The 19037-nt window shown below is 70.8% G+C and carries 19 protein-coding genes, 2 pseudogenes and 1 riboswitch; of the genes and pseudogenes, 17 read left to right on the top strand and 4 right to left on the bottom strand.

From position 1 onward, the window contains the following. Positions 1-126: 126 nt before the first annotated feature. Entirely contained in the window at positions 127-261 is a 135-nt protein-coding gene (locus GGE06_RS43570; RefSeq protein ID WP_281402399.1) for a hypothetical protein, read from the bottom strand. On the opposite strand from GGE06_RS43570, the pseudogene GGE06_RS44130 reads away from it, so the two are divergent. From GGE06_RS44130 to GGE06_RS42120, 8 genes and pseudogenes are all read left to right on the top strand, one after another. Continuing rightward, positions 260-697, top strand: a pseudogene (locus tag GGE06_RS44130) (radical SAM protein); the annotation flags it as partial. The gene GGE06_RS43570 and the pseudogene GGE06_RS44130 overlap by 2 nt on opposite strands. 313 nt (positions 698-1010) lie before the next feature. Then, positions 1011-1334 (top strand): hypothetical protein, encoded by a 324-nt coding sequence (locus GGE06_RS43010; RefSeq protein WP_246532929.1) that lies wholly within the window; start codon positions 1011-1013, stop codon positions 1332-1334. After that, positions 1312-1497, top strand: coding sequence for a multiple cyclophane-containing RiPP AmcA (amcA, locus tag GGE06_RS35870; protein ID WP_116159675.1), 186 nt, complete (start codon positions 1312-1314; stop codon positions 1495-1497). The genes GGE06_RS43010 and amcA overlap by 23 nt, the downstream gene beginning before the upstream one ends. A 75-nt stretch (positions 1498-1572) precedes the next feature. Next, positions 1573-2247 carry a pentapeptide repeat-containing protein gene (locus GGE06_RS35865; protein WP_184932739.1) on the top strand — a complete coding sequence of 225 codons (675 nt, stop codon included), beginning with the start codon at positions 1573-1575 and terminating at the stop codon, positions 2245-2247. A 17-nt stretch (positions 2248-2264) separates the two neighbouring features. Further along, positions 2265-2981, top strand: coding sequence for a hypothetical protein (locus GGE06_RS35860; protein ID WP_116159673.1), 717 nt, complete (start codon positions 2265-2267; stop codon positions 2979-2981). Positions 2982-3077: 96 nt separating this feature from the next. Continuing rightward, on the top strand, positions 3078-3623 hold the full coding sequence (locus GGE06_RS35855; RefSeq protein ID WP_312883422.1) for a GNAT family N-acetyltransferase: 546 nt from the start codon (positions 3078-3080) through the stop codon (positions 3621-3623). Between the two features lie 18 nt (positions 3624-3641). Next, positions 3642-4133: pseudogene (locus GGE06_RS35850) on the top strand (methyltransferase domain-containing protein); the annotation flags it as partial. Positions 4134-4150: 17 nt separating this feature from the next. Beyond that, a complete protein-coding gene (locus tag GGE06_RS42120) occupies positions 4151-4447 on the top strand; it encodes a DUF6087 family protein (RefSeq protein ID WP_116159671.1) in 297 nt (98 codons plus the stop codon). A gap of 243 nt (positions 4448-4690) precedes the next feature. On the opposite strand, the gene GGE06_RS35845 is transcribed toward GGE06_RS42120, so the two are convergent. Next, entirely contained in the window at positions 4691-5602 is a 912-nt protein-coding gene (locus GGE06_RS35845; RefSeq protein ID WP_116159670.1) for a serine/threonine-protein kinase, read from the bottom strand. 87 nt (positions 5603-5689) lie between these two features. Here GGE06_RS35845 and GGE06_RS35840 point away from each other — a divergent pair, with 87 nt between their 5' ends. The 3 genes from GGE06_RS35840 (at position 5690) to GGE06_RS35830 (ending at position 7856) form a co-directional block, all read left to right on the top strand. Further along, positions 5690-6235, top strand: coding sequence for an RNA polymerase sigma factor (locus tag GGE06_RS35840; protein ID WP_312883417.1), 546 nt, complete (start codon positions 5690-5692; stop codon positions 6233-6235). After that, a complete protein-coding gene (locus GGE06_RS35835; protein WP_184932737.1) occupies positions 6232-7080 on the top strand; it encodes a hypothetical protein in 849 nt (282 codons plus the stop codon). Before GGE06_RS35840 ends, GGE06_RS35835 begins: the two co-directional genes overlap by 4 nt. Before the next feature lie 95 nt (positions 7081-7175). Next, positions 7176-7856, top strand: coding sequence for a hypothetical protein (locus GGE06_RS35830; protein WP_184932736.1), 681 nt, complete (start codon positions 7176-7178; stop codon positions 7854-7856). Positions 7857-8047: 191 nt separating this feature from the next. Here GGE06_RS35830 and GGE06_RS35825 read toward each other — a convergent pair whose 3' ends face one another. Together GGE06_RS35825 and GGE06_RS35820 are read right to left on the bottom strand one after the other, a co-directional pair. Then, positions 8048-9403 (bottom strand): alpha,alpha-trehalose-phosphate synthase (UDP-forming), encoded by a 1356-nt coding sequence (locus GGE06_RS35825; RefSeq protein WP_184932735.1) that lies wholly within the window; start codon positions 9401-9403, stop codon positions 8048-8050. An 86-nt stretch (positions 9404-9489) separates the two neighbouring features. Next, positions 9490-10431, bottom strand: coding sequence for a glucosyl-3-phosphoglycerate synthase (locus GGE06_RS35820; RefSeq protein ID WP_116159665.1), 942 nt, complete (start codon positions 10429-10431; stop codon positions 9490-9492). A gap of 149 nt (positions 10432-10580) precedes the next feature. After that, positions 10581-10776: riboswitch (SAM riboswitch) on the top strand. Here GGE06_RS35820 and thrC point away from each other — a divergent pair. The 6 genes from thrC (at position 10770) to GGE06_RS35790 (ending at position 18933) form a co-directional block, all read left to right on the top strand. Beyond that, positions 10770-12080 (top strand): threonine synthase, encoded by a 1311-nt coding sequence (gene thrC, locus GGE06_RS35815; protein ID WP_116159664.1) that lies wholly within the window; start codon positions 10770-10772, stop codon positions 12078-12080. (Overlaps the previous riboswitch by 7 nt.) A 69-nt stretch (positions 12081-12149) precedes the next feature. Beyond that, on the top strand, positions 12150-12425 hold the full coding sequence (locus GGE06_RS35810) for a MoaD/ThiS family protein (RefSeq protein ID WP_055642141.1): 276 nt from the start codon (positions 12150-12152) through the stop codon (positions 12423-12425). Positions 12426-12861: 436 nt separating this feature from the next. Beyond that, a complete protein-coding gene (locus GGE06_RS35805) occupies positions 12862-13065 on the top strand; it encodes a cold-shock protein (protein ID WP_015035246.1) in 204 nt (67 codons plus the stop codon). 332 nt (positions 13066-13397) lie between these two features. After that, positions 13398-15026 carry a chaperonin GroEL gene (gene groL / locus GGE06_RS35800; protein WP_116159663.1) on the top strand — a complete coding sequence of 543 codons (1629 nt, stop codon included), beginning with the start codon at positions 13398-13400 and terminating at the stop codon, positions 15024-15026. Between the two features lie 138 nt (positions 15027-15164). Next, positions 15165-15638 carry an SRPBCC domain-containing protein gene (locus tag GGE06_RS35795; protein WP_116159662.1) on the top strand — a complete coding sequence of 158 codons (474 nt, stop codon included), beginning with the start codon at positions 15165-15167 and terminating at the stop codon, positions 15636-15638. Positions 15639-15846: 208 nt separating this feature from the next. After that, positions 15847-18933: an FG-GAP-like repeat-containing protein gene (locus GGE06_RS35790; protein WP_184932734.1), complete on the top strand. Its 3087-nt coding sequence runs from the start codon at positions 15847-15849 to the stop codon at positions 18931-18933. The last annotated feature ends 104 nt before the right edge of the window (positions 18934-19037 follow it).

Raw genomic sequence — 19037 nt, 5'->3', positions numbered from 1 at the left:
CCACGCCGGGTACGAGCGACATGAGCTGCTCGGGCACCGGGTACGGGACATCGCCTCCCGGGGTGAGGGCGAGCTCATGGCGGTCACGCACGAGACGCATGGCGACGGACGTGTGGTCCGCGTCGCTCACATCCGTCCGGCGTCCGGTGTGGTGTGGTCGACGGCCGTTGCCAACATCCAGGCTGTCCGGCCGATCGAGAGCAGCACCGTGCCCTCGCGCCGGCTCCAGCGGCTCGCGGCCGTCCCCCGTGCGGTGGTCATGCAGCCGACGACGCAGTGCCTGCCCATGGACTGCACGTACTGCTACCTGCCCTTGCGGAAGAAGAAGCACCTCATGACGGTGGACGTCGCCAGAGCGGTGGCCGAGCCGGTCAACGTATGGGCGGCCGACGACCCGGCATTCGAAGTGGTCTGGCACGGAGGTGAACCCCTTGCCACGGGACGCGAGCACCTGGCAGCGCTCATGGCGCCCTTCGAGGGCGTGAAGCACTCCATGCAGACGAACGCCGCTCTCGTCGATGACGCCTGGTGCGAGTTCCTGTCGGAGCGCAACGTAGCCGTCGGAGTCAGCATCGACGGCCCCGTAGACATGAACACGCGCCGTGTCACCCTCGCCGGGCACCCCGGATTCCACGTCACGATGCGTGGGGTCGACCGTCTGCGCCGTCATGGCATTCCGTTCTCCGCCATCGCGGTCGTCTCCGACCCCGAACCGGCGGACGCCGCCCGGTTCTACGAGTTCTTCGCCGAACTCGGCGTCACCACTCTCGGCGTGAACGTCGAAGAAGAGGAGGGTGTCAACCTCTCCGCACCCGCGCCCGACATCGTTCGAGCGGCCGAGTTCTGGGCCGCCCTTGCCGATGCCTGGCGGGCCAACCCGGTCGTACGCCTCCGGGAGATCCAGCGCGTACTGAACTTCGCCGGCGCGGTCCTCCAGGGCCAGGTCACGGGGCCCTTCCCGGCCTCCGCCCCGTGGGACCCGCTGCCCACCGTCGCGTACGACGGCGGGCGTGGTCATGCTCTCCCCCGAACTGGCGGGGTTCACCGACGACCGGTTCGGCGACTTCACCACCGGCAACGTGCTCGGCCCCGGTCTCGACGTCCTGGTGGCCGAGGCCGAGGAACGCACCCCCTGGATCACCGAGTTCTGGAAGGGCGTGGACGCCTGCCGCGCCACATGCCCGTACTTCGCCTTCTGTGGCGGAGCCCACCCCGCCAACCGGTACTTCGAGCACGGCGGCCGGATGGACGGGACCAGGACCCGGTACTGCACCACCGCCAAGATCGCCCTGATGGAAGGAGTAACGCGCCATGTCCGCGAACATGCCCGCTGACGCCACCACCCTCGTGATGGACTCGCCCCACGGCTTCCGGTCCCTCCTGGAGGCCGCCGGGACGCAGGCTCTGGCCACCTTCGACAACCGGCCCACCTGGGACAACCCCACCCCGGTGTTCGACAACCGGCCCACGTGGGACGACTGGAGCAAGAAGTCCTAGCCCACGCCGGCACCGGGGCGGTCCCAGCCGACTCTGTGGGGCTGCCCCGGCCCCACGACAGAACGGAGCACCACCATGGCCACCCGCGTCTTCGGGCACGTCACCGTGACGACCCCGGACCTGGACGAACCCGGCTTGTACCTGTCCCACGTCGACACCCTCGACAGCGCGCGTGGCATCGTGCAGGACTTCTCCTTCCGAGACGCGGACCTGCGCTCGCTGGACCTGGCCGACACCCAGCTGATCGCCGGCCGCATCGCGGACGTCCGATCTCAGCGGGTCGAGCTCCAGGCCCTGAATCTGCACGGTGTGGAGATCAGCGGCAGCGATCTCCGGTCGGTCCGCTGGAGCGAGAGCAAGCTGACCCGTGTGGTGGTCCGCGACTGCAAGCTCATGGGCGCCGCACTGGACGGCCTGGTGCTTGACGACGTGCTGTTCGAGGGCTGCAAGTTCGACTACGCGACGTTCGACAGGATGCGCGCCACCGGGCCCGTGGCGTTCACGGGCTGCGTCCTCACCGCGGCCGTGTTCAGCGACTGCGACCTGTCCGACGTGGTGTTCTCCGACTGCACCTTGAGGACCACGGAGTTCGGCGGCGGCCGCTACCGGGACACGGACTTGCGCGGCAACGACCTGTCGACGATCCGGGGCGTTGCGAACCTGGCCAAGGTCCGCATCGACCACACCCAACAAGCCGACCTCGTTCACGCCCTGGTGAGTGAACTCGACATCACGGTCGGGGACGACTGATCCCCAGGAGGGCTCCCGTGCCCCTGTATCTGGCCTTCAACGACTTGGGCGCTCTACGCGCACGCTGTGACGTCGCCGTAGTCCGCACAGCCAAGGACGAGGCGGAGTACGAGGACGGAGCTGTGGTCCCCTCCGGCCGCTGGCAGCCACTGGACGATGAGGCCGGGCGCGCGCTGGCCGCTCCCGAACGAGCGCGCTCCAGCATGCTCGTGGAGATCGTCCGGCCTCCCGTACCCACCGGCCGGGGTCTTGACGACCTGGCGAAGCCCCTGGGCGACGACCGGGCCGAGTACATCGGCCAGGCCCTTGCCGAGCCCGGGATGCGCACCACCACGGACAACTACCGGGACGGACGCCTGATCGGTCTCCACCTCGACAACTGGGACAAGCTCGATTACGGCCGGAGGACCGTGGGCAGGCGACGGCTCGCCCTCAACCTCGGGCCGGGCGACCGGTACGTCGTTCTCGGAGACCTCGACGCCCAGGCCGTCTGCCGGGCGGTCCATCCCGACTCGTACGAGCGGCGGTATCCCCACACCGACGACTACCGCACGTACGCTGCCGTCGGCCACCCCCTTGGGTGCGTCCGGATCCGCCTCGCTCCAGGGGAGGGCTATCTGGCCCCCACCGAGTACCTCCTCCACGACGGCTCGACCGAGGGCCAGGACAAGCCGTCCGCCATGGCCTTCTGGCTCGGACACTGGAGCCGAGGCATCCTGCCTTCGCTCGTCTGACTCTGGCCGAACCGGACTCGACCCGCGCCTACACGCCCGTTCTCGTGATTGGAGACCGCAGTGGCCACTGACCCGATTCTGTGGATCAAGGACGACATCTGCGGCCTCGGCCCGTTCCGGTCCGACCTCGTCGAGACCTACTGGCGGTGGGAACAGGATCCGGCGCTCCTCGTGGGCTACGGGCGCCAGAGTCCCGAGTCCCTGGAGGCCCGTACGGAGGGCATGGCCCACCAGCTCCGTGGCGGGAACATCCGCTTCACCGTCTACGACGTCAGCGGTACCGAGCCCGTCCCCGTTGGGGTCGCGACGCTCCTGCCCGACCACCAGGTACGCACCGCCGAGTACGTCGTGATGCTCGCCCCGGAGGCACGCGGGCGTGGTCTGGGGACGGCGGCCACGCGTCTCGTCCTCGATTACGCGTTCCACGTCGTCAATGTGCGCATGGTCTGGTTGAAGGTGCTGGCGCCCAACGCGGGCGGCGTCAAGGCGTACGAGAAGGCGGGATTCCGGACGGCCGGCACACTGCGCGAGGTGGGCTACTGGCTGGGCCGGGTGTGCGACGAACTGATCATGGACGTTCTCGCCCGCGACTTCATCGGACCCTCCGCCGTCCGCGCCCTGGTCGACCCGGAGCGGGAGTAGTGCTCACCGCTTCCGCAGCGCCTCACCGTCGGCGATGACGGGAGCGCCGAGGGCGCGATCGTCGAGCGCTCCTCCTCCATGCAGGCACGGGCCCAGGCGGTGGCCCCCGTGGCGGGTGACCTCTCCGCCCGGACCGCGTACGCCGAAAGCGAGCGGCACGCTCTGGTGTCCCCGCTCGTCCTGGAGGAGTGGATGCCCGCCTTCCTTGCGCAGTTGGCCGCACCGGGCACTCAGCTCGTCCGCGCGACGAACGGTGACGGCTCACCCTTGCGGTACCTGTTCGATCCGGAGAGGGAGTCGTTCGCCGAGTTCCTCGTCGACGGCGAGAGCTGGACCGTCCGTCAAGGCGGCCCGGTGGCACTGTGGGACGACGTGGAACGTTCTCTCGTCGCCTGGCGGGACGCCGGAGCACCGGAGATCCACTCCGTACGGCTCCGCGTGACACCCGCTTCCCATCAGTGCTGGATCGACCGGGCCCCTTCCCTGCGCTGGGAACACCGGATCACCTGACCCACTACGCTCCGGCCATGGACGACGAACCGCTCGCCGAGTGGGCCGAGCGCCGGGACGCGAGGATCGGGCAGCTGCGGGCTGTCCCCCTCGTGACCGGCGACGGCCCGCGGGCATCGCATCTGAACCCCGATGCACCCCGCGCGATCCAGCGGTGGAACGGACACTTGTGGGAGCCACACGGCTTCGCCGCGAACCTCGCGGAGGCGCGGCGCATCCTGTTTCCCCGGACCGAGGCCCCCTCGGCCCCGGAGACAGCGCCGAAGCTCGGTCCGGGGACCGGCAGACATCGGAAGCCTGAGGCGCCGCGATAGTCCCGACACGGTCTTCGAACCTGCGAGGAGTGGCTGCCTTGGGGGCGCCCTGGTCGAACCGGAACGGGAGTAGTGCTGCTCGGGGGTGGTGCGGTCAGCGCCCGGAGCCTGCGGTGACGGAGTCGATGACGCCCCGTCAGGCCATACCTCTTGGTCTCGACCGTCTCCGGACCGAGTGCCGGCGGACCGTTGCGGAGGTCGGCCTCGGCCGGGGCCCGGGCCCGCCCGGCCTCCCCGTCGGATTCAACGCTGCAGCCAGCTCAGCAGGGTCGTCGCCGTGAACACCGCGCCCGACGCCAGACAGACCGCGCGCGGGGTCAGCCACCCGGGGCCTTCCAGGGGCTGGGACTGCGGGACGGGAGCCAGCAGCGCGTCTGCGAAGGCCTGGGCGGTCGGCGGTCGATCCGCCGGCTCGACGGACATCGCGGCCCGTAGCAGCAGGGCGACGTTCGGTGGAAGCTCCGCTCCGGCGGGGAGCGCCGGCAGCGTCGAGGCGGTCGGCTGGTCGGTCATCAGGGCTGTGGCGCGCCCGCCCGGGCCGAACGGCTTCTGCCCGGTCAGAAGCTCGTAGGCCACGACGGCCAGCGCGTACACATCGGCCCTTCCGTCGAACCCGCCGGTCTGGAAGGCCTGTTCCGGTGCCATGTACGCGGGCGTGCCCGTGGTCACCGTCAGCCCGGACGCGTCGGCCAGTTGCTTCGCGCTGCCCAGATCCGCCACCAGCACCGCGGCGGGCGCGGGGCCGGTGGCGAGCAGCATGTTGGACGGCTTGACGTCGCGGTGCACCACACCCGCCTCGTGCAGGACCTGGACCGCGTAGCCCGCCTCCGCGGCCAGCCGCAGTGCCTCCTGCGGGTCGCACCGGCCGACCCGGTCCTCCAGGGTGCCGCCGCGTACGTAGTCCATGACGAAGTAGGGCCGGTCCTCCTGCACCCCGACGTCGTGCACGCGGACCACCCGCGGGCTGGCGATCCGGCGCAGCAGCCTCGCCTCCGCCAGGAACCGCTCGCGCACATCGGCGTTGGCGGCCCAGTTGTCGGCCAGCACCTTCACCGCGACCTCGGTGTCGAGCTCCGGATCGTAGGCCTTCCAGACCGTCGCGAAGGAGCCGGCTCCGAGCCGGTCCAGGAGGAGGTAACGGCCGAGCTTGCGCATGTGGCAGCATTCTGCCGGAGTCGAGGGGGAGTGGGGAACTCCCGTTCGGCGGGCGGGATGCCAGGCGGGACGAAACGGGGGATCCGGGTGTTCGAGGAAGGCGAGCTGGAACGGCTCGTGGCGGCTGCCCAGGCGGGGGACCCGGGGGCGATGGAGTACCTGCTGGCCAAGCTGCGGCCGATGGTGCTGCGACGCTGCTCGCGCTTCCTGCCCCACCACGCCGACGCGGAGGAGGCCGCGCAGGACGCCCTCCTGTCCATCAGCACGCACCTGGGCGAGTACGGCGGCCACGGCTCCTTCCTGGGCTGGGTGACGGTGATCGCATCGAACGCCGCCCGGTCCACCTACCGCTCGATGCGCCGACGCGCCGAGGACAGCCACGCCGACCTCCCCGAGTCCGTCGACCCGCGCACCACCAGCGTCATCGCCGGGAGCCGGCTCGACCTGATGGAGGCGTTGGCCGCGCTGGAGCAGCAGCACCCCACCCTGGTGGAGTCCTTCGTGCTGCGCGACCTGGGCGACCTGACCTACGTCCAGGTGGCCGAGCAGCTGGACGCCCCGTTGGGCACGGTCAAGGACCGTATCCACCAGGCCCGCCGCTTCATGCGCGAGCGCCTGGTCACCGGTCCGTGAACGGCGGTCCCGCGACGGGCGGCGGCCACGCCGTCGTCCGGCCCCGGTCCGCCGTCGCCGCCCTGGTGGCAGCCGCCGCGCTCGGGCTGGTGACCGGCCGATTCATCCTGCCCTCGCCCCCCGGCGCCGACGCCCACCCGCCGGAGCGGCCGGTTGCCGCGGTCGGCGGGGCATCCCAGGGCGCGTCCGCTCCCGCGACGCCCGGCGTGTCCGCCCCGACGCCCGCGCCCTCGGCCTCCGGCTCCGGTTCACCGACCGGTGCGACCGGGCCGGTGACGAAGGCGAACCTTCTGGAACCCGCGGCGTTCAGCCCGGACGCCGGCATCGGGAAGATCCACGTCACCGACCGGTACGGCGACGGGCATTACGCCAACTCGGCCTGCACCGGGGAGAAGACCCTCACGGAGACCCTGGGCGGGCCCGGTGCCCACTTCCGCGGACTGATGACCAGCCCCCGCACCAACCCGAGCGACCCCACGCTGGCCCTGGACGGCGCCGATCAGGTCGCCCGCGAAGTCGCCGCCGAGGCCCGGAGCCCTTCCCTGGCGCAGAACTTCGCCGAGCGCCTGCTGCTGGAACAGGTGCCCTGCCAGGAGGAAGCGCCAGGGCACTGGGTCTACGGAAGGACCGTGACGCTGCGGCTCGCCCCGGACGTCACCGCGAGCTGGATGGGCGTCTACCAGGGATCCCTCAACACCACCGGCACGGCGCCCGAGGGCGAGGAGCCCTGCGGCGGCATCGCCGTGCTGCGCAGCGGCACCCACTACGGGGTTCTTGAGGTCGACGCCTGCCTGGGGACGGCCGCGATGGACCGCGTCGTCAGGACCGCTCTGTCACAGCTGTGAAACAGCCGGTCAGAGCTCCAACTTTCCCTCCTCCGGCGGCATCTCCCCCGGTTGTACGAGGACGCAGCAGGCGTCCCGACCAGCAGGGGGACCAGATGACCGAGAACCAGACCGTCCAGCAGAAGTCCGTTCGCCACAACCGGGTCGCCGCCGCGGCCTGCTTCGCCGCCGCACTGATCACGGCCACCGTCGTCGGCACCCAGTCGGCCACCGCCGACGGGACCGCGCACCGCACCGCGGCCGTCGCCGCCCGCTCGGCTGCGGTCGCCGCGCCCGGACTCGGCTCCGCCCACCTCGTCCAGAGCGAGGACTACTTCCGGAAGGGCCTGAACCCGGTCGGCGCGACCGTTGCGCTGACCGGACGCCAGGCGCTGTCCGCGTGCTCCGGCGAGGAGACGATGCGCGACCTGACCAAGGGCAACGCCACCGCGTACGCGTCCGTGAACTGGACCTTCGACACCGACGGCATGCTGATCGAGTCGGCTGCGAGCGCCCCCACCGGGACCGCGGCCGCCACCTGGGAGAAGCAGCTCGTCGCGCTCGTTCAGGACTGCCAGGACGAGCCGGCCGGCCACTGGCGCTACGGCGCGGCCCACACCCTGACCACCACCGGCGGCACCGCCCGCTGGTACCCGGCCTACAACGGCGACGGCACCGTCACCGGCGGGGTCGCGGTCCTGCGCAGCGGCACCAGGGTCGCCATCGTCGAGCTCACCGGCCGGCCCGCCTACGTCGAAGGCATCGCCACCGCAGCACTGAACCGCCTCTCCTCCTGAACGGCAGCCCCGCTCCGCCCGCGCCGTCGGGCGGAGCCGGCCCCGAACCTCCCGGCACGGCACGTACTACAGCGCGGTCGTGGCCGGTGACATCCCCGGCCGCAAGCAGGTCGACGTGATCAGGCGGTTCCGTCAGTCGGGTCGACACGCTCTCCCCAGAAGCCACCTCGACCGTCCGCCGGGCCACCGGCTCACCGCTCCCGCAGCGCCTCCAGCTGGTTCAGGAACCAGCGCTGCGGGGGGTGTGCCGTGGCCGTCGCCGCCAGGCGTTTCGTGCGGTCCGTGCGTTCCGACGGGGGCATCGTGAGGGCCCTGTGGAGGGCCTCGGCCGTTTCCGAGACGTCGAAGGGGTTCACGACGAGGGCGTCCTCGTGGAGTTCCTCGTACGCTCCCGCCTCCCGGGAGAGGACCAGCGCGCAGCCCGTCTCCGAGACGACCGGTATCTCCTTCGCGACCAGGTTCATGCCGTCGCGCACCGGGTTCACCAGGGCCACGTCCGCGAGGCGGTACGCCGCGAGGGAGCGGGTGAAGTCGTCCTTCACCGAGACCAGGACCGGCTGCCAGTCCGGCGTGCCGAACTCGGTGTTGATCTCCTCCGCCAGGTCCGTCACCGCCGTCGTGTACGACCTGTACGACTCCAGGTCCTGGCGCGAGGGGTACGCCGAGGCCAGGTGGACGACTCTGTTGCGCCATTCGGGGTGCGTGGTGAGGAGTTCGCGGTAGGCCAGGAGGCCTCGCAGGATGTTCTTCGACAGTTCCGTGCGGTCCACCCGGACGATCGTCTTGCGGTCGCCGATCTCCGTGCGGAGCCGCGCCAGCTTCTCGTCCACCTCCGGGCGGTACGCCAGTGCCCGCAGTTCCTCGCCGTCCACGCCCAGCGGGTACGCCGCGACCGTCGTCCGCCCGAGGTCGCCCGCACCCTCCTCGAACGCTTCTGCCCAGGCCCGGGTGTGGAAGCCCAGCCGGTCCGCGCCCAGCATGCCCCGGAGGAGTTCCTCGCGGATGTCGGTCGGGAGCATGCCGAGGTACGGAGGGGAGGCCCACGGCGTGTGGGTGAAGTGGGCGATGCGCAGGTCCGGGCGGAGCTCGCGGAGCTGCCCTGGCACCAGCGCCAGGTGGTAGTCCTGCACCAGGACCGCCGCCCCCTCCGCCGCCTCCGCCGCCAGCGCCTCCGCGAAGGCGCGGTTGTACGTGCGGTACGACTCCCAGCGGCGGCGGAACCCCGCGTCGAAGACGGGCTCCCGCGGGATGTCGTACAGATGGTGGTGGAGGAACCACAGCACCGAGTTCGCGATGCCGTTGTACGCGTCCGCGTAGACGGACGGATCGATGTCCAGCATCCGTACGCCCTGCTCGGCGACGCCCCGCCGGACCGCCTCCCGGTCGCCCTCGCCGAGCGCCGCGCACACCCAGAGGCCCTCCCTGGCGTCGATGGCGCTCAGGGCCGAGACCAGGCCGCCGCCGCCCCGTCTGGTGTCGAGCGAGCCGTCCTCGCCGAGCGCGTACGAGACCGGGCCCCGGTTGGATGCCACGAGCACAGTAGCCATGTGGCGAACCTAGCCCGTCCCGTAAACGCTCAAACGTACGTATACGAGACGGGCCGATCCGGCCACGCTGGGTCGCCGCCGGGGCGTCACGCCACGCGGCGGTGCGCGTACTCCGTGATCTCGGCCATCGGCGGCCGCTCCTCCGTGTCCACCGCGTACGTCCGCGGCTCGAAGCCCTTCTCGCCCCGTTCGAACTGCGTCAGCCACGGCCGCACCAGATGCCCCCGCGAGAGCCGCAGCTGCGCCGTCCGGTAGATCGCCGCCGCCATCCGGCCCAGGGCCTGCCCGTCCTGGTGCCGGTGCTTGCGCACGCCGACGTCCACCTGCGCGAGCGCGTCCAGGCCCACCGTGTGCAGGGCGTCCACGAGCAGCCCCAGCTCCACTCCGTAACCGACGGGGAAGGGGAGTCGTTCGAGGAGCGAGCGGCGTGCCGCGTACTCGCCGCCCAGCGGCTGTACGAAGCCGGCCAGCTGCGGCCAGTGGAGGTTGAGGAGGGGGCGGGCCACCAGTTCCGTCACGCGGCCGCCCTGGCCAGGGGTGTCCCCGAACGGGCGGTCGTACATCGCCTTCACGAAGTCGACGTCCGGGTCCGTGAGCAGCGGGCCCACGATCCCCGTCACGAAGTCCGCCGAGAAGTCCCGCAGGTCCGCGTCCACGAAGCAGACCACGTCCCCGCTCGTCACCATCAGTGACCGCCAGAGCACCTCGCCCTTGCCGGGGAGCGTCGGTATCCGGGGGAGGATCGCGTCGCGCGCGACCACCCGCGCCCCGGCCGCGGCCGCCACCTCCGCCGTACGGTCCGTGGAGCCCGAGTCGATCACCACCAGCTCGTCGACGAGCGGTACCGCCTCCGTCATCAGCTCGCGGCGGATCACGGCGACGATGTCCCCGACCGTCGCCTCCTCGTTCAGCGCCGGCAGGACGACGCTGACCTTCGTGTTCCGCTTGGCGGCGAGGATCCGCTCCAGCGGCCGGTCCGTCACGGACCAGGACCGCCGGTCCAGCCAGCGTTCCACCTCTTCCAGCACGTGATCTCCATCTCGCGGTTCGGACGGCCGGTCCAAGCGTCCGGGCCTTCGGTTACAGTCTTGAACAACGCGGATGCCCGATGCACGTCGGGGTGCCGCCCGCGTCGGAGCGCAGGAACGAAAGTCCACCGCGCTTCACAATCGAATACCGCTCATCCAGAGGGGCAGAGGGAAACGGCCCGTTGAAGCCCCGGCAACCCTCCAGTCGGTCACTCGCCCACCCGTCTCCCGGCCACCACCCCTAGTGGTGTCCTGACGGACGCAGCTTGTTTGCGCGAGGTCCCCGGCTAGGGAAGGTGCCAAATCCGTCTCATGGCGAAAAATTCGTCATGGGAAAGATGAGGAGAAAGGGCCTCGCCTCCATGGCTGTACAGACCGCTACCCCCGCGACCACCGTCGACCTCGGTCCCGCTTCCGGGCTCTCCTGTCGCGAATGCGGTGAAGTCTTCCCGCTCGGACCGATCTTCGCCTGCGAGCTCTGCTTCGGACCGCTCGAAGTCGCGTACGACCTTCCCACCGGTGACCCCGAGGCGCTGCGCAAGCAGATCGAGGCCGGCCCCGCCAACATCTGGCGCTACGCCCCGCTGCTGCCCGTCCCCGCCGACGTCGCCGAGAAGCCGAACCTGAACCCCGGCTGGACCAAGCTCGTCCAGGCCGACAACCTCGCCCGCGAGATCGGCGTCGCCCCCGGCAAGCTGTTCGTCAAGGACGACTCCGGCAACCCGACCCACTCCTTCAAGGACCGGGTCGTCGCCCAGGCCATCGAGGCCGCCCGCGCCTTCGGCTTCACCACCCTCTCCTGCTCCTCCACCGGCAACCTGGCCGGCGCCGTCGGCGCCGCCGCCGCCCGCGCCGGCTTCCGCTCCTGCGTGTTCATCCCGCACGACCTGGAGCAGGGCAAGGTCGTCATGGCCGGTGTCTACGGCGGTGACCTCGTCGCCATCGAGGGCAACTACGACGACGTCAACCGCTTCTGCTCGGAGCTCATCGGCGACCCGCTCGGCGAGGGCTGGGGCTTCGTGAACGTCAACCTCCGTCCGTACTACGGCGAGGGCTCCAAGACGCTCGCGTACGAGATCTGCGAGCAGCTCGGCTGGGTCATCCCCGACCAGCTCGTCATCCCGATCGCCTCCGGCTCCCAGCTCACGAAGATCGACAAGGGGCTCCAGGAGCTCATCAAGCTGGGCCTCGTCGAGGACAAGCCGTACAAGATCTTCGGCGCCCAGGCCGAGGGCTGCTCCCCGGTCTCCGTCGCCTTCAAGGCCGGCCACGACGTCGTCCGGCCGCAGAAGCCGAACACGATCGCCAAGTCCCTCGCCATCGGCAACCCGGCCGACGGCCCGTACGTCCTCGACATCGCCCGCCGGACCGGCGGCGCCGTGGAGGACGTGAACGACGAGCAGGTCGTCGAGGCCATCAAGATCCTCGCCCGCACCGAGGGCATCTTCGCGGAGACCGCGGGCGGCGTGACCGTCGGCGTCACCAAGAAGCTCGTCGAGGCCGGTCTGATCGACCCGGACCTCACCACCGTCGTCCTCAACACGGGCGACGGACTCAAGACCCTGGACGCGGTGGCCGACACCTCTCAGGCGACCGTCACCATCCGCCCGAGCCTGGACGCGTTCCGCGACGCCGGCCTGGCGCTCTGAGCCGGCCCGCCCGAGCCGGCCCCCTCGGGGCCGGTCCGCTTTCCTGGCCCACTGAAAGGTTACGAAGACATGGCCGTGAACGTCCGCATCCCCACCATCCTCCGCACCTACACGGGCGGTCAGTCCGAGGTCCAGGCCGAGGGCGCGACCCTCGCCGAGGTCATCGCGGACCTGGAGAAGAACCACACGGGCATCGCCGCCCGCGTCCTGGACGACCAGGGCAAGCTGCGCCGCTTCGTCAACGTCTACGTGAACGACGACGACGTGCGCTTCGAGCAGGGCCTGGAGACGGCCACCCCGGCCGGCGCGGGCGTCTCGATCATCCCGGCCGTCGCCGGAGGCTGACCATCGAGCACAGTGCCGGCGGCTGCTGAGGCACAAAGGCCCATCGAGCCTTACCGGTCAGTACGAATTGCCCCTTCCGCGCGATAAGCGGAAGGGGCAATTCTGCATGGTTGAGCGCGGTAGAGTTGGGGAAGTCCCCTCCGCTGCTCATGCCGAACGCATATGAGAATGCGCCCCCGTGCGACAAGAAGCAGCCAAAGTGCGCGCACGTTGTGTACCTTCTGCGCGCTTTGCCGGGCCCGACTTGCCCCGTCATCTTGAGGATTCTCCCCAATTCCCCTTTCCGGGGCGCCCAGAATTCTCGGTCGAATGACCTGTTGCAGAGGGCAGTTGGGCAGATACATTCAGCCGCGGTCGACGCGTTCCGGCGCAGAGGTCTGACCCGGGTCCGCGAAGTGCGGGTCCCGCGCAAGGGCCAGTAATAGGGGAGTTAGGCATGGCTCAGGGCACCGTCAAGTGGTTCAACGCGGAGAAGGGCTACGGCTTCATCGCGGTAGACGGTGGTGCGGATGTTTTCGTCCACTACAGCGCGATCCAGATGGATGGCTACCGCAGCCTCGAAGAAGGCCAGCGGGTCGAGTTCGAGATCTCGCAGGGCCAGAAGGGTCCGCAGGCGGACATGGTCAAGCTCGCCGTCTGAGCGCGGCGCGATCGGCCACCGACGCAACGCCGTCGAGGGGTCCGCATCCCTGAGGGGATGCGGACCCCTCGTGCGTTCCGGGACCGTCCCGACCGTCGCCCTGATCGTCGCCCTGATCCGCCTCCCGAAACGCGAGAGTCGCTTGCACTCTCCTAGGGCGAGTGCTAATCATTGGCGTTAGCACTCGGAAGGTGAGAGTGCTTACGAGGATCGGGCAGACGAGGCCCGCGGCCAGGTGGGGCAAGGAACCACAGGGCACGCAGGCCGTCCGTCGCGGGCGTCGGCGCGGTCCTGGAGCGTTATCCACCCCATGTCCGGGAGGACCACTTCACATGGCCAAGATCATCGCGTTCGACGAGGAGGCCCGGCGCGGTCTCGAGCGCGGCATGAACCAGCTCGCTGACGCCGTCAAGGTCACCCTCGGCCCGAAGGGCCGCAACGTCGTCCTCGAGAAGAAGTGGGGCGCCCCCACGATCACCAACGATGGTGTCTCCATCGCCAAGGAGATCGAGCTCGAGGACCCGTACGAGAAGATCGGCGCCGAGCTGGTCAAGGAAGTCGCCAAGAAGACGGACGACGTCGCCGGCGACGGTACGACCACCGCCACCGTTCTCGCCCAGGCGCTCGTCCGCGAGGGCCTCCGCAACGTCGCCGCGGGTGCCAACCCGATGGCCCTCAAGCGCGGCATCGAGAAGGCCGTCGAGGCCGTCTCCGGCGCCCTGCTGGAGCAGGCGAAGGATGTCGAGACCAAGGAGCAGATCGCTTCCACGGCCTCCATCTCCGCCGCCGACACCCAGATCGGCGAGCTCATCGCCGAGGCGATGGACAAGGTCGGCAAGGAAGGCGTCATCACCGTCGAGGAGTCCCAGACCTTCGGTCTGGAGCTGGAGCTCACCGAGGGCATGCGCTTCGACAAGGGCTACATCTCGGCGTACTTCGCCACCGACATGGAGCGCATGGAGGCGTCGCTCGACGACCCGTACCTCCTGATCGTCAACTCCAAGATCTCCTCCGTGAAGGACCTCCTTCCGCTCCTGGAGAAGGTCATGCAGTCGGGCAAGCCGCTGCTGATCATCGCCGAGGACGTCGAGGGCGAGGCCCTGTCGACCCTGGTCGTCAACAAGATCCGCGGCACCTTCAAGTCCGTCGCCGTCAAGGCCCCGGGCTTCGGCGACCGCCGCAAGGCCATGCTGAACGACATCGCCATCCTCACGGGCGGCACGGTCATCTCCGAGGAGGTCGGCCTCAAGCTCGAGAACGCGGGCCTGGACCTGCTGGGCCGCGCCCGCAAGGTCGTCATCACCAAGGACGAGACCACCATCGTCGACGGTGCCGGTGACAGCGAGCAGGTCGCCGGTCGCGTGAACCAGATCCGCGCCGAGATCGAGAACTCCGACTCGGACTACGACCGCGAGAAGCTCCAGGAGCGCCTCGCGAAGCTGGCCGGCGGCGTGGCCGTCATCAAGGCCGGTGCCGCGACCGAGGTCGAGCTCAAGGAGCGCAAGCACCGCATCGAGGACGCCGTTCGCAACGCGAAGGCGGCCGTCGAGGAGGGCATCGTCGCCGGCGGTGGCGTGGCCCTGCTCCAGGCCTCCAACGTCTTCGAGAAGCTCGAGGCGGACCTCACGGGCGACGAGGCCACCGGTGCCAACATCGTCAAGCTGGCCCTCGAGGCCCCGCTGAAGCAGATCGCCGTCAACGCCGGCCTCGAGGGTGGCGTCGTGGCGGAGAAGGTCCGCAACCTGCCCGTCGGCCACGGCCTGAACGCCGCGACCAACGAGTACGTCGACCTCATCGCCGAGGGCATCATCGACCCGGCGAAGGTCACGCGCTCCGCGCTGCAGAACGCCGCGTCGATCGCCGCGCTGTTCCTCACCACCGAGGCCGTCATCGCCGACAAGCCGGAGAAGGCCGCTGCGCCGGCCGGCGGCGGCATGCCGGGCGGTGACATGGACTTCTGATCCTGAGGGATCGGCAGTTCATCGCTGAAGCAGCTCATCGCTGAACGCGAACGAGGGCGGCACCCCCTGGTGGGGGTGCCGCCCTCGGGCGTTCGGCGGATGCTGGAAGGGCGAAGGCGTACGGAAGGGGTCGTCGTCATGGTCACCCTCCTCACGACACCGGCCGACCGCGAGCTCGTCGTCACCCGCACCTTCGAGGCTCCGCCGGCCCGCGTCTGGGAGGCCTGGACGCGGCCCGAGCACGTACGGGAGTGGTACGGGGCGGCCGGGCTGACCACCTTCGTCGTCGACATCGACCTGCGGGCGGGCGGCGCCTGGCGCTGGGGCCAGACCGGGCCGGACGGCCAGGAGATCGTCTTCTCCGGGACGTACGAGGACGTGGTCCCGGCGGAGCGGCTCGACTACACGGAGGTCTTCGAGCAGATGCCGGACCCCGACCCCGTCCGCGTCACCCTCACCTTCGACGCGACCCCCGACGGCGGCACGGCCCTGACCAGCACCTCCTTCTGGCCGTCGAACGAGATCAGGGACCAGGCGCTGGCGGCGGGCATGGAGGCGGGGGTGCGGGAGCAGTACGACCGGCTGGCGGCGTACCTGGCGGGGATGGGCTGAGCCAGGGGGCGGGGGGTCTTCCGGGGGAAGGGGCGCCGCGCCGTTCTCCCTGGCACCTTCCCTTCGCGTGAATGTACGATTCCGCTGCCGACAGGGGGGGTCCCGCCGGCCCCCGGCCGCGCGGTCCGCTCCGCCCTGCCGTCCGCCGCCTGTCGTGCCGTCCTCCCTCGTCGTACCCGCCTGCACACCCGTACGAGGGGACACGTACTTGTCCGTCCGAAGAGCCGTCGCGCTCGCACTGAGCGCGGCCCTGGGCATCACCGGCCTCACGGCCACCGCACCTTCCGCACCGGCGGCCACCGCGTCCGACGCGCCGTACACGGTGACGATCCCGCCGCTCCCCACCGTCGCCCCGCCGGAGCAGGGCCTGTTCGCCCTGGGCACCGGCATCCAGACATGGCGCAACGACACGGGGACGCTGCGCTGGAAGAGCCTCCAGGACGGGCGGGTCGCCGAATTCCAGAGCTGCACCTGGGGCAAGGACCACAGTGCCGCCTTCGGTGACAAGGTCGCCTGTCTCGGCACCGGCGGCGACAACGTCCTCGCGGCCCTGCACGACTTCACGACCGGCGTCACGGAACTCCGGTACCGCCCCGAGGGCCAGACCCCGCTGCCCGCCTTCGGCCAGGGCCGGGGGCTGAGCTACGGCCCGGGCGCCGACGGCTCCACCTCCCTGTTCCTCCTGGGCATCGGCACCGGCGCTCCCGCCGACCTGGAGGTGGACCTCCCGGGCCAGAGCGGCGAACGGCCCGAGGTCATCGCCTTCGACGGCGCCGGCGCGCTCGTCCGCTACTCGAACGGCAACGGCACGGCCCTCGGCCTGGTCGACTTCGCCACCGGCGCGTTCGTCGACGTGCCCCTCATGCCGAGCGCCCCCGCCTCGCTCAAGGCGTCCCTCAGCGCCGACTGGATCGTCCAGTACGGCGAGAGCGGGACCACCGGGGCCTTCGTCGTCTCCCGCAAGGACGCGGCCGACCAGGGCCGGACCGTGAAGCTGGCGACCGGGGCCGCCGGCGTCTCGCTCGGCGTCGTCGGCGACTGGATCGTCGGGAACTACGCCGACGCCGACAGCTACGGCCGTCCGCGCCCGCTGAAGGCCACGTCCCTCACCGGCGTCCAGCTCGACCTGGGTGTGCTCGCCTCCGTCGAGACCGGGATCGTCACCGGTCCGGACGGCAGTCCGTACGTGGTCGGCGGCACCGACTCCGCCCACTGGGGCGTGCGCCGCGTCTCGCTCGACGCCACGCTCGCCCCGGTCACCGCGCAGGTCCTGGCCACCCCGCCCAAGCCCGTCAAGCGGTCGTACCTGCACCTGGCGAACGGTCGCCTCGCGGTCCAGAACAACGACACGGGGTTCAGCCGTCAGGGATACGACCTGTCCTTCACCGAGCCGCGCACGGCCGCGCCGGCCTGGACGTGCAAGTCGTCCGAACGGCTCTGCCTCGACCTGAAGCCCACCGGTGACGGACGCTGGACCACCGCGCGGGTGGCGGACGGTCCGCCCGCTCCCGGTGGAACGGAAACCTGCTACAGCTGCATCGTCGAGGTCGTCGTGGCCGCACCCGGCACCACCTCGCGCGTCCTCACGCTGACCTACCCCAACAGGCTCAGCGGCGTCGAGACGGTCAGCGCCTCCGGCCGCTACGTGCACTTCCTCGCGGACGAGAAGGGTTTCCGGCGTTCGTACGTCGCCGACATCGAGACCGGCAAGGTCGTCAAGACCGGCAACGGGCGGGCTTCCCTGTGGGGCAACCGGATCTGGACGGCGTCCTGGGACGACGGCACCGTCTCCGCGGTCGACGTGCGGACGGGTGCCACCGTCGAGACGATCGACCTCGGGTCCGGCTGCGTCAACCCCGAGCTCCGGGCCACCGGCAAGTGGATCTCCGCGCTCTGCGGCGACTGGGAATCCGTGGTCGTGTACGACCGCGAGACGAAGGCGAAGATCCCGGTCCACCTCCCGATCACGATGACCGGGGAGGAACTCCACCTCGGAGACGGCTTCCTCGCCTTCAACGACTACGACGGCGGCGGCCTGAAGACGATCGACTTCCGGTCCGGACAGCCCGTCCTCCGCACGATCGGCGCCGTGCCGGACACCCACCCCTACGGCGACGACGGCTGGACCGTCGACCGCTTCGGCGGGCCGCTCGCCTACATCGACACGAAGCAGGCCGTCCGCGTCGTCGGCCTCGGCGGCGCCACCAGCCCCCTGGCCGCCCTCGACTCCGACGCCCCCGCGGCCGTCGGCCTCAAGTCCGCCTCCTGGAAGCCCCGCTGGTGGCTGTCCAAGCCGGCCGGGTCCTGGTCCCTGACGCTCAGGCACAAGGCGACCGGCAAGGTCGTCCGCACCCTGACCGGGGGCGAGGCCCGTGGTCTCGTCGCGCCCTCGTGGGACGGGAAGGACGGGGCCGGGCGGTACGTCGCGAACGGGGCCTACACCTGGGCGCTGACCGTGAAGCCCGCCGACGGACAGGGCGCCGACGTGGCCCTGTCCGGTGCGGTGTCCGTGTCCGGCGGCGCCGCCGTCTGGCGGGACCTCGCCGGGGACGACGGCTTCGGCGACCTGCTGGTGATGGACACGGCCGGGCTCGTGTCGATGTACCGCGGGACCGGTACGGGCGCGGTGTCGGCGCGGATCGCCGGGACGGGGACCACGTTCCCGACGACCTCCGTGTTCGTGCCGACGGGCGACCTCGACGGCGACCGGTGCGCCGACGTCTACGTCCGCGTGGGCGACCAGCTCCGGGCGTACCGGCCCGGCTGCGGGAAGGTCGTCTCGGCCTCCTCGCCGTACACGCCGGTCGGCTCGGGCTGGGGACAGTACGACGTGATCACCTCCCCGGGCGACGCGAACGGCGACGGGTACGCCGACCTGGTCGTGCGCCAGACGACGACCGGTGACGTGTACTTCTACGGCGGCACGGCCGACCACCGGGTCAAGGCCCGCGTGAAGATCGGCGCCAACTGGAAGCTGTACAAGAAGCTCGTCGGCGCCGGTGACCTCAACGGCGACGGCCGTGGCGATCTGCTGGGCGTCGACGCGGCCGGTGTGCTGTGGCGGTACTACGGCACCGCGACCGGCGGCGTCACCGCGCGCGTGCAGGTCGGCGGCGGCTGGGGCGCGTACTCCTCGCTCGTCGGCGTCGGCGACCTGTCGGGTGACGGCCGCGCGGACCTCATCGCCCGCGACACCGCCGGGAAGCTGTGGCGCTACAGCGGCACCGGGACCGGCCTCTACGGGGCCCGGGTGGCCGTCGGCAGCGGGTGGAGCGTCTTCAAGGGGCTGTACTGACCCGCAGGTGATCCGTATCCGATCCCGGGGGCCCGGCCGCGCACGTGCGGCCGGGCCCCCGGGCGTTCGGGCGTTCGGATCGTGAAGTCCGGCTGTGGTGGCGG

The organism is Streptomyces nymphaeiformis, assembly GCF_014203895.1.
Classification (GTDB): Bacteria; Actinomycetota; Actinomycetes; order Streptomycetales; family Streptomycetaceae; genus Streptomyces; species Streptomyces nymphaeiformis.
The sequence above is the reverse complement of the archived record's forward strand: the minus strand, read 5'-3'. Positions and strand labels throughout refer to the sequence as shown.

Coding starts and splice junctions, on each gene's coding strand:
- GGE06_RS43570 (WP_281402399.1), bottom strand. CDS start 261: ATGACCACCGCACGGGGGACGGCCGCGAGCCGCTGGAGCCGGCGCGAG.
- amcA (WP_116159675.1), top strand. CDS start 1,312: ATGTCCGCGAACATGCCCGCTGACGCCACCACCCTCGTGATGGACTCG.
- GGE06_RS35865 (WP_184932739.1), top strand. CDS start 1,573: ATGGCCACCCGCGTCTTCGGGCACGTCACCGTGACGACCCCGGACCTG.
- GGE06_RS42120 (WP_116159671.1), top strand. CDS start 4,151: ATGGACGACGAACCGCTCGCCGAGTGGGCCGAGCGCCGGGACGCGAGG.
- GGE06_RS35845 (WP_116159670.1), bottom strand. CDS start 5,602: ATGCGCAAGCTCGGCCGTTACCTCCTCCTGGACCGGCTCGGAGCCGGC.
- GGE06_RS35830 (WP_184932736.1), top strand. CDS start 7,176: ATGACCGAGAACCAGACCGTCCAGCAGAAGTCCGTTCGCCACAACCGG.
- GGE06_RS35825 (WP_184932735.1), bottom strand. CDS start 9,403: ATGGCTACTGTGCTCGTGGCATCCAACCGGGGCCCGGTCTCGTACGCG.
- thrC (WP_116159664.1), top strand. CDS start 10,770: ATGAGGAGAAAGGGCCTCGCCTCCATGGCTGTACAGACCGCTACCCCC.
- GGE06_RS35810 (WP_055642141.1), top strand. CDS start 12,150: ATGGCCGTGAACGTCCGCATCCCCACCATCCTCCGCACCTACACGGGC.
- GGE06_RS35805 (WP_015035246.1), top strand. CDS start 12,862: ATGGCTCAGGGCACCGTCAAGTGGTTCAACGCGGAGAAGGGCTACGGC.
- groL (WP_116159663.1), top strand. CDS start 13,398: ATGGCCAAGATCATCGCGTTCGACGAGGAGGCCCGGCGCGGTCTCGAG.
- GGE06_RS35795 (WP_116159662.1), top strand. CDS start 15,165: ATGGTCACCCTCCTCACGACACCGGCCGACCGCGAGCTCGTCGTCACC.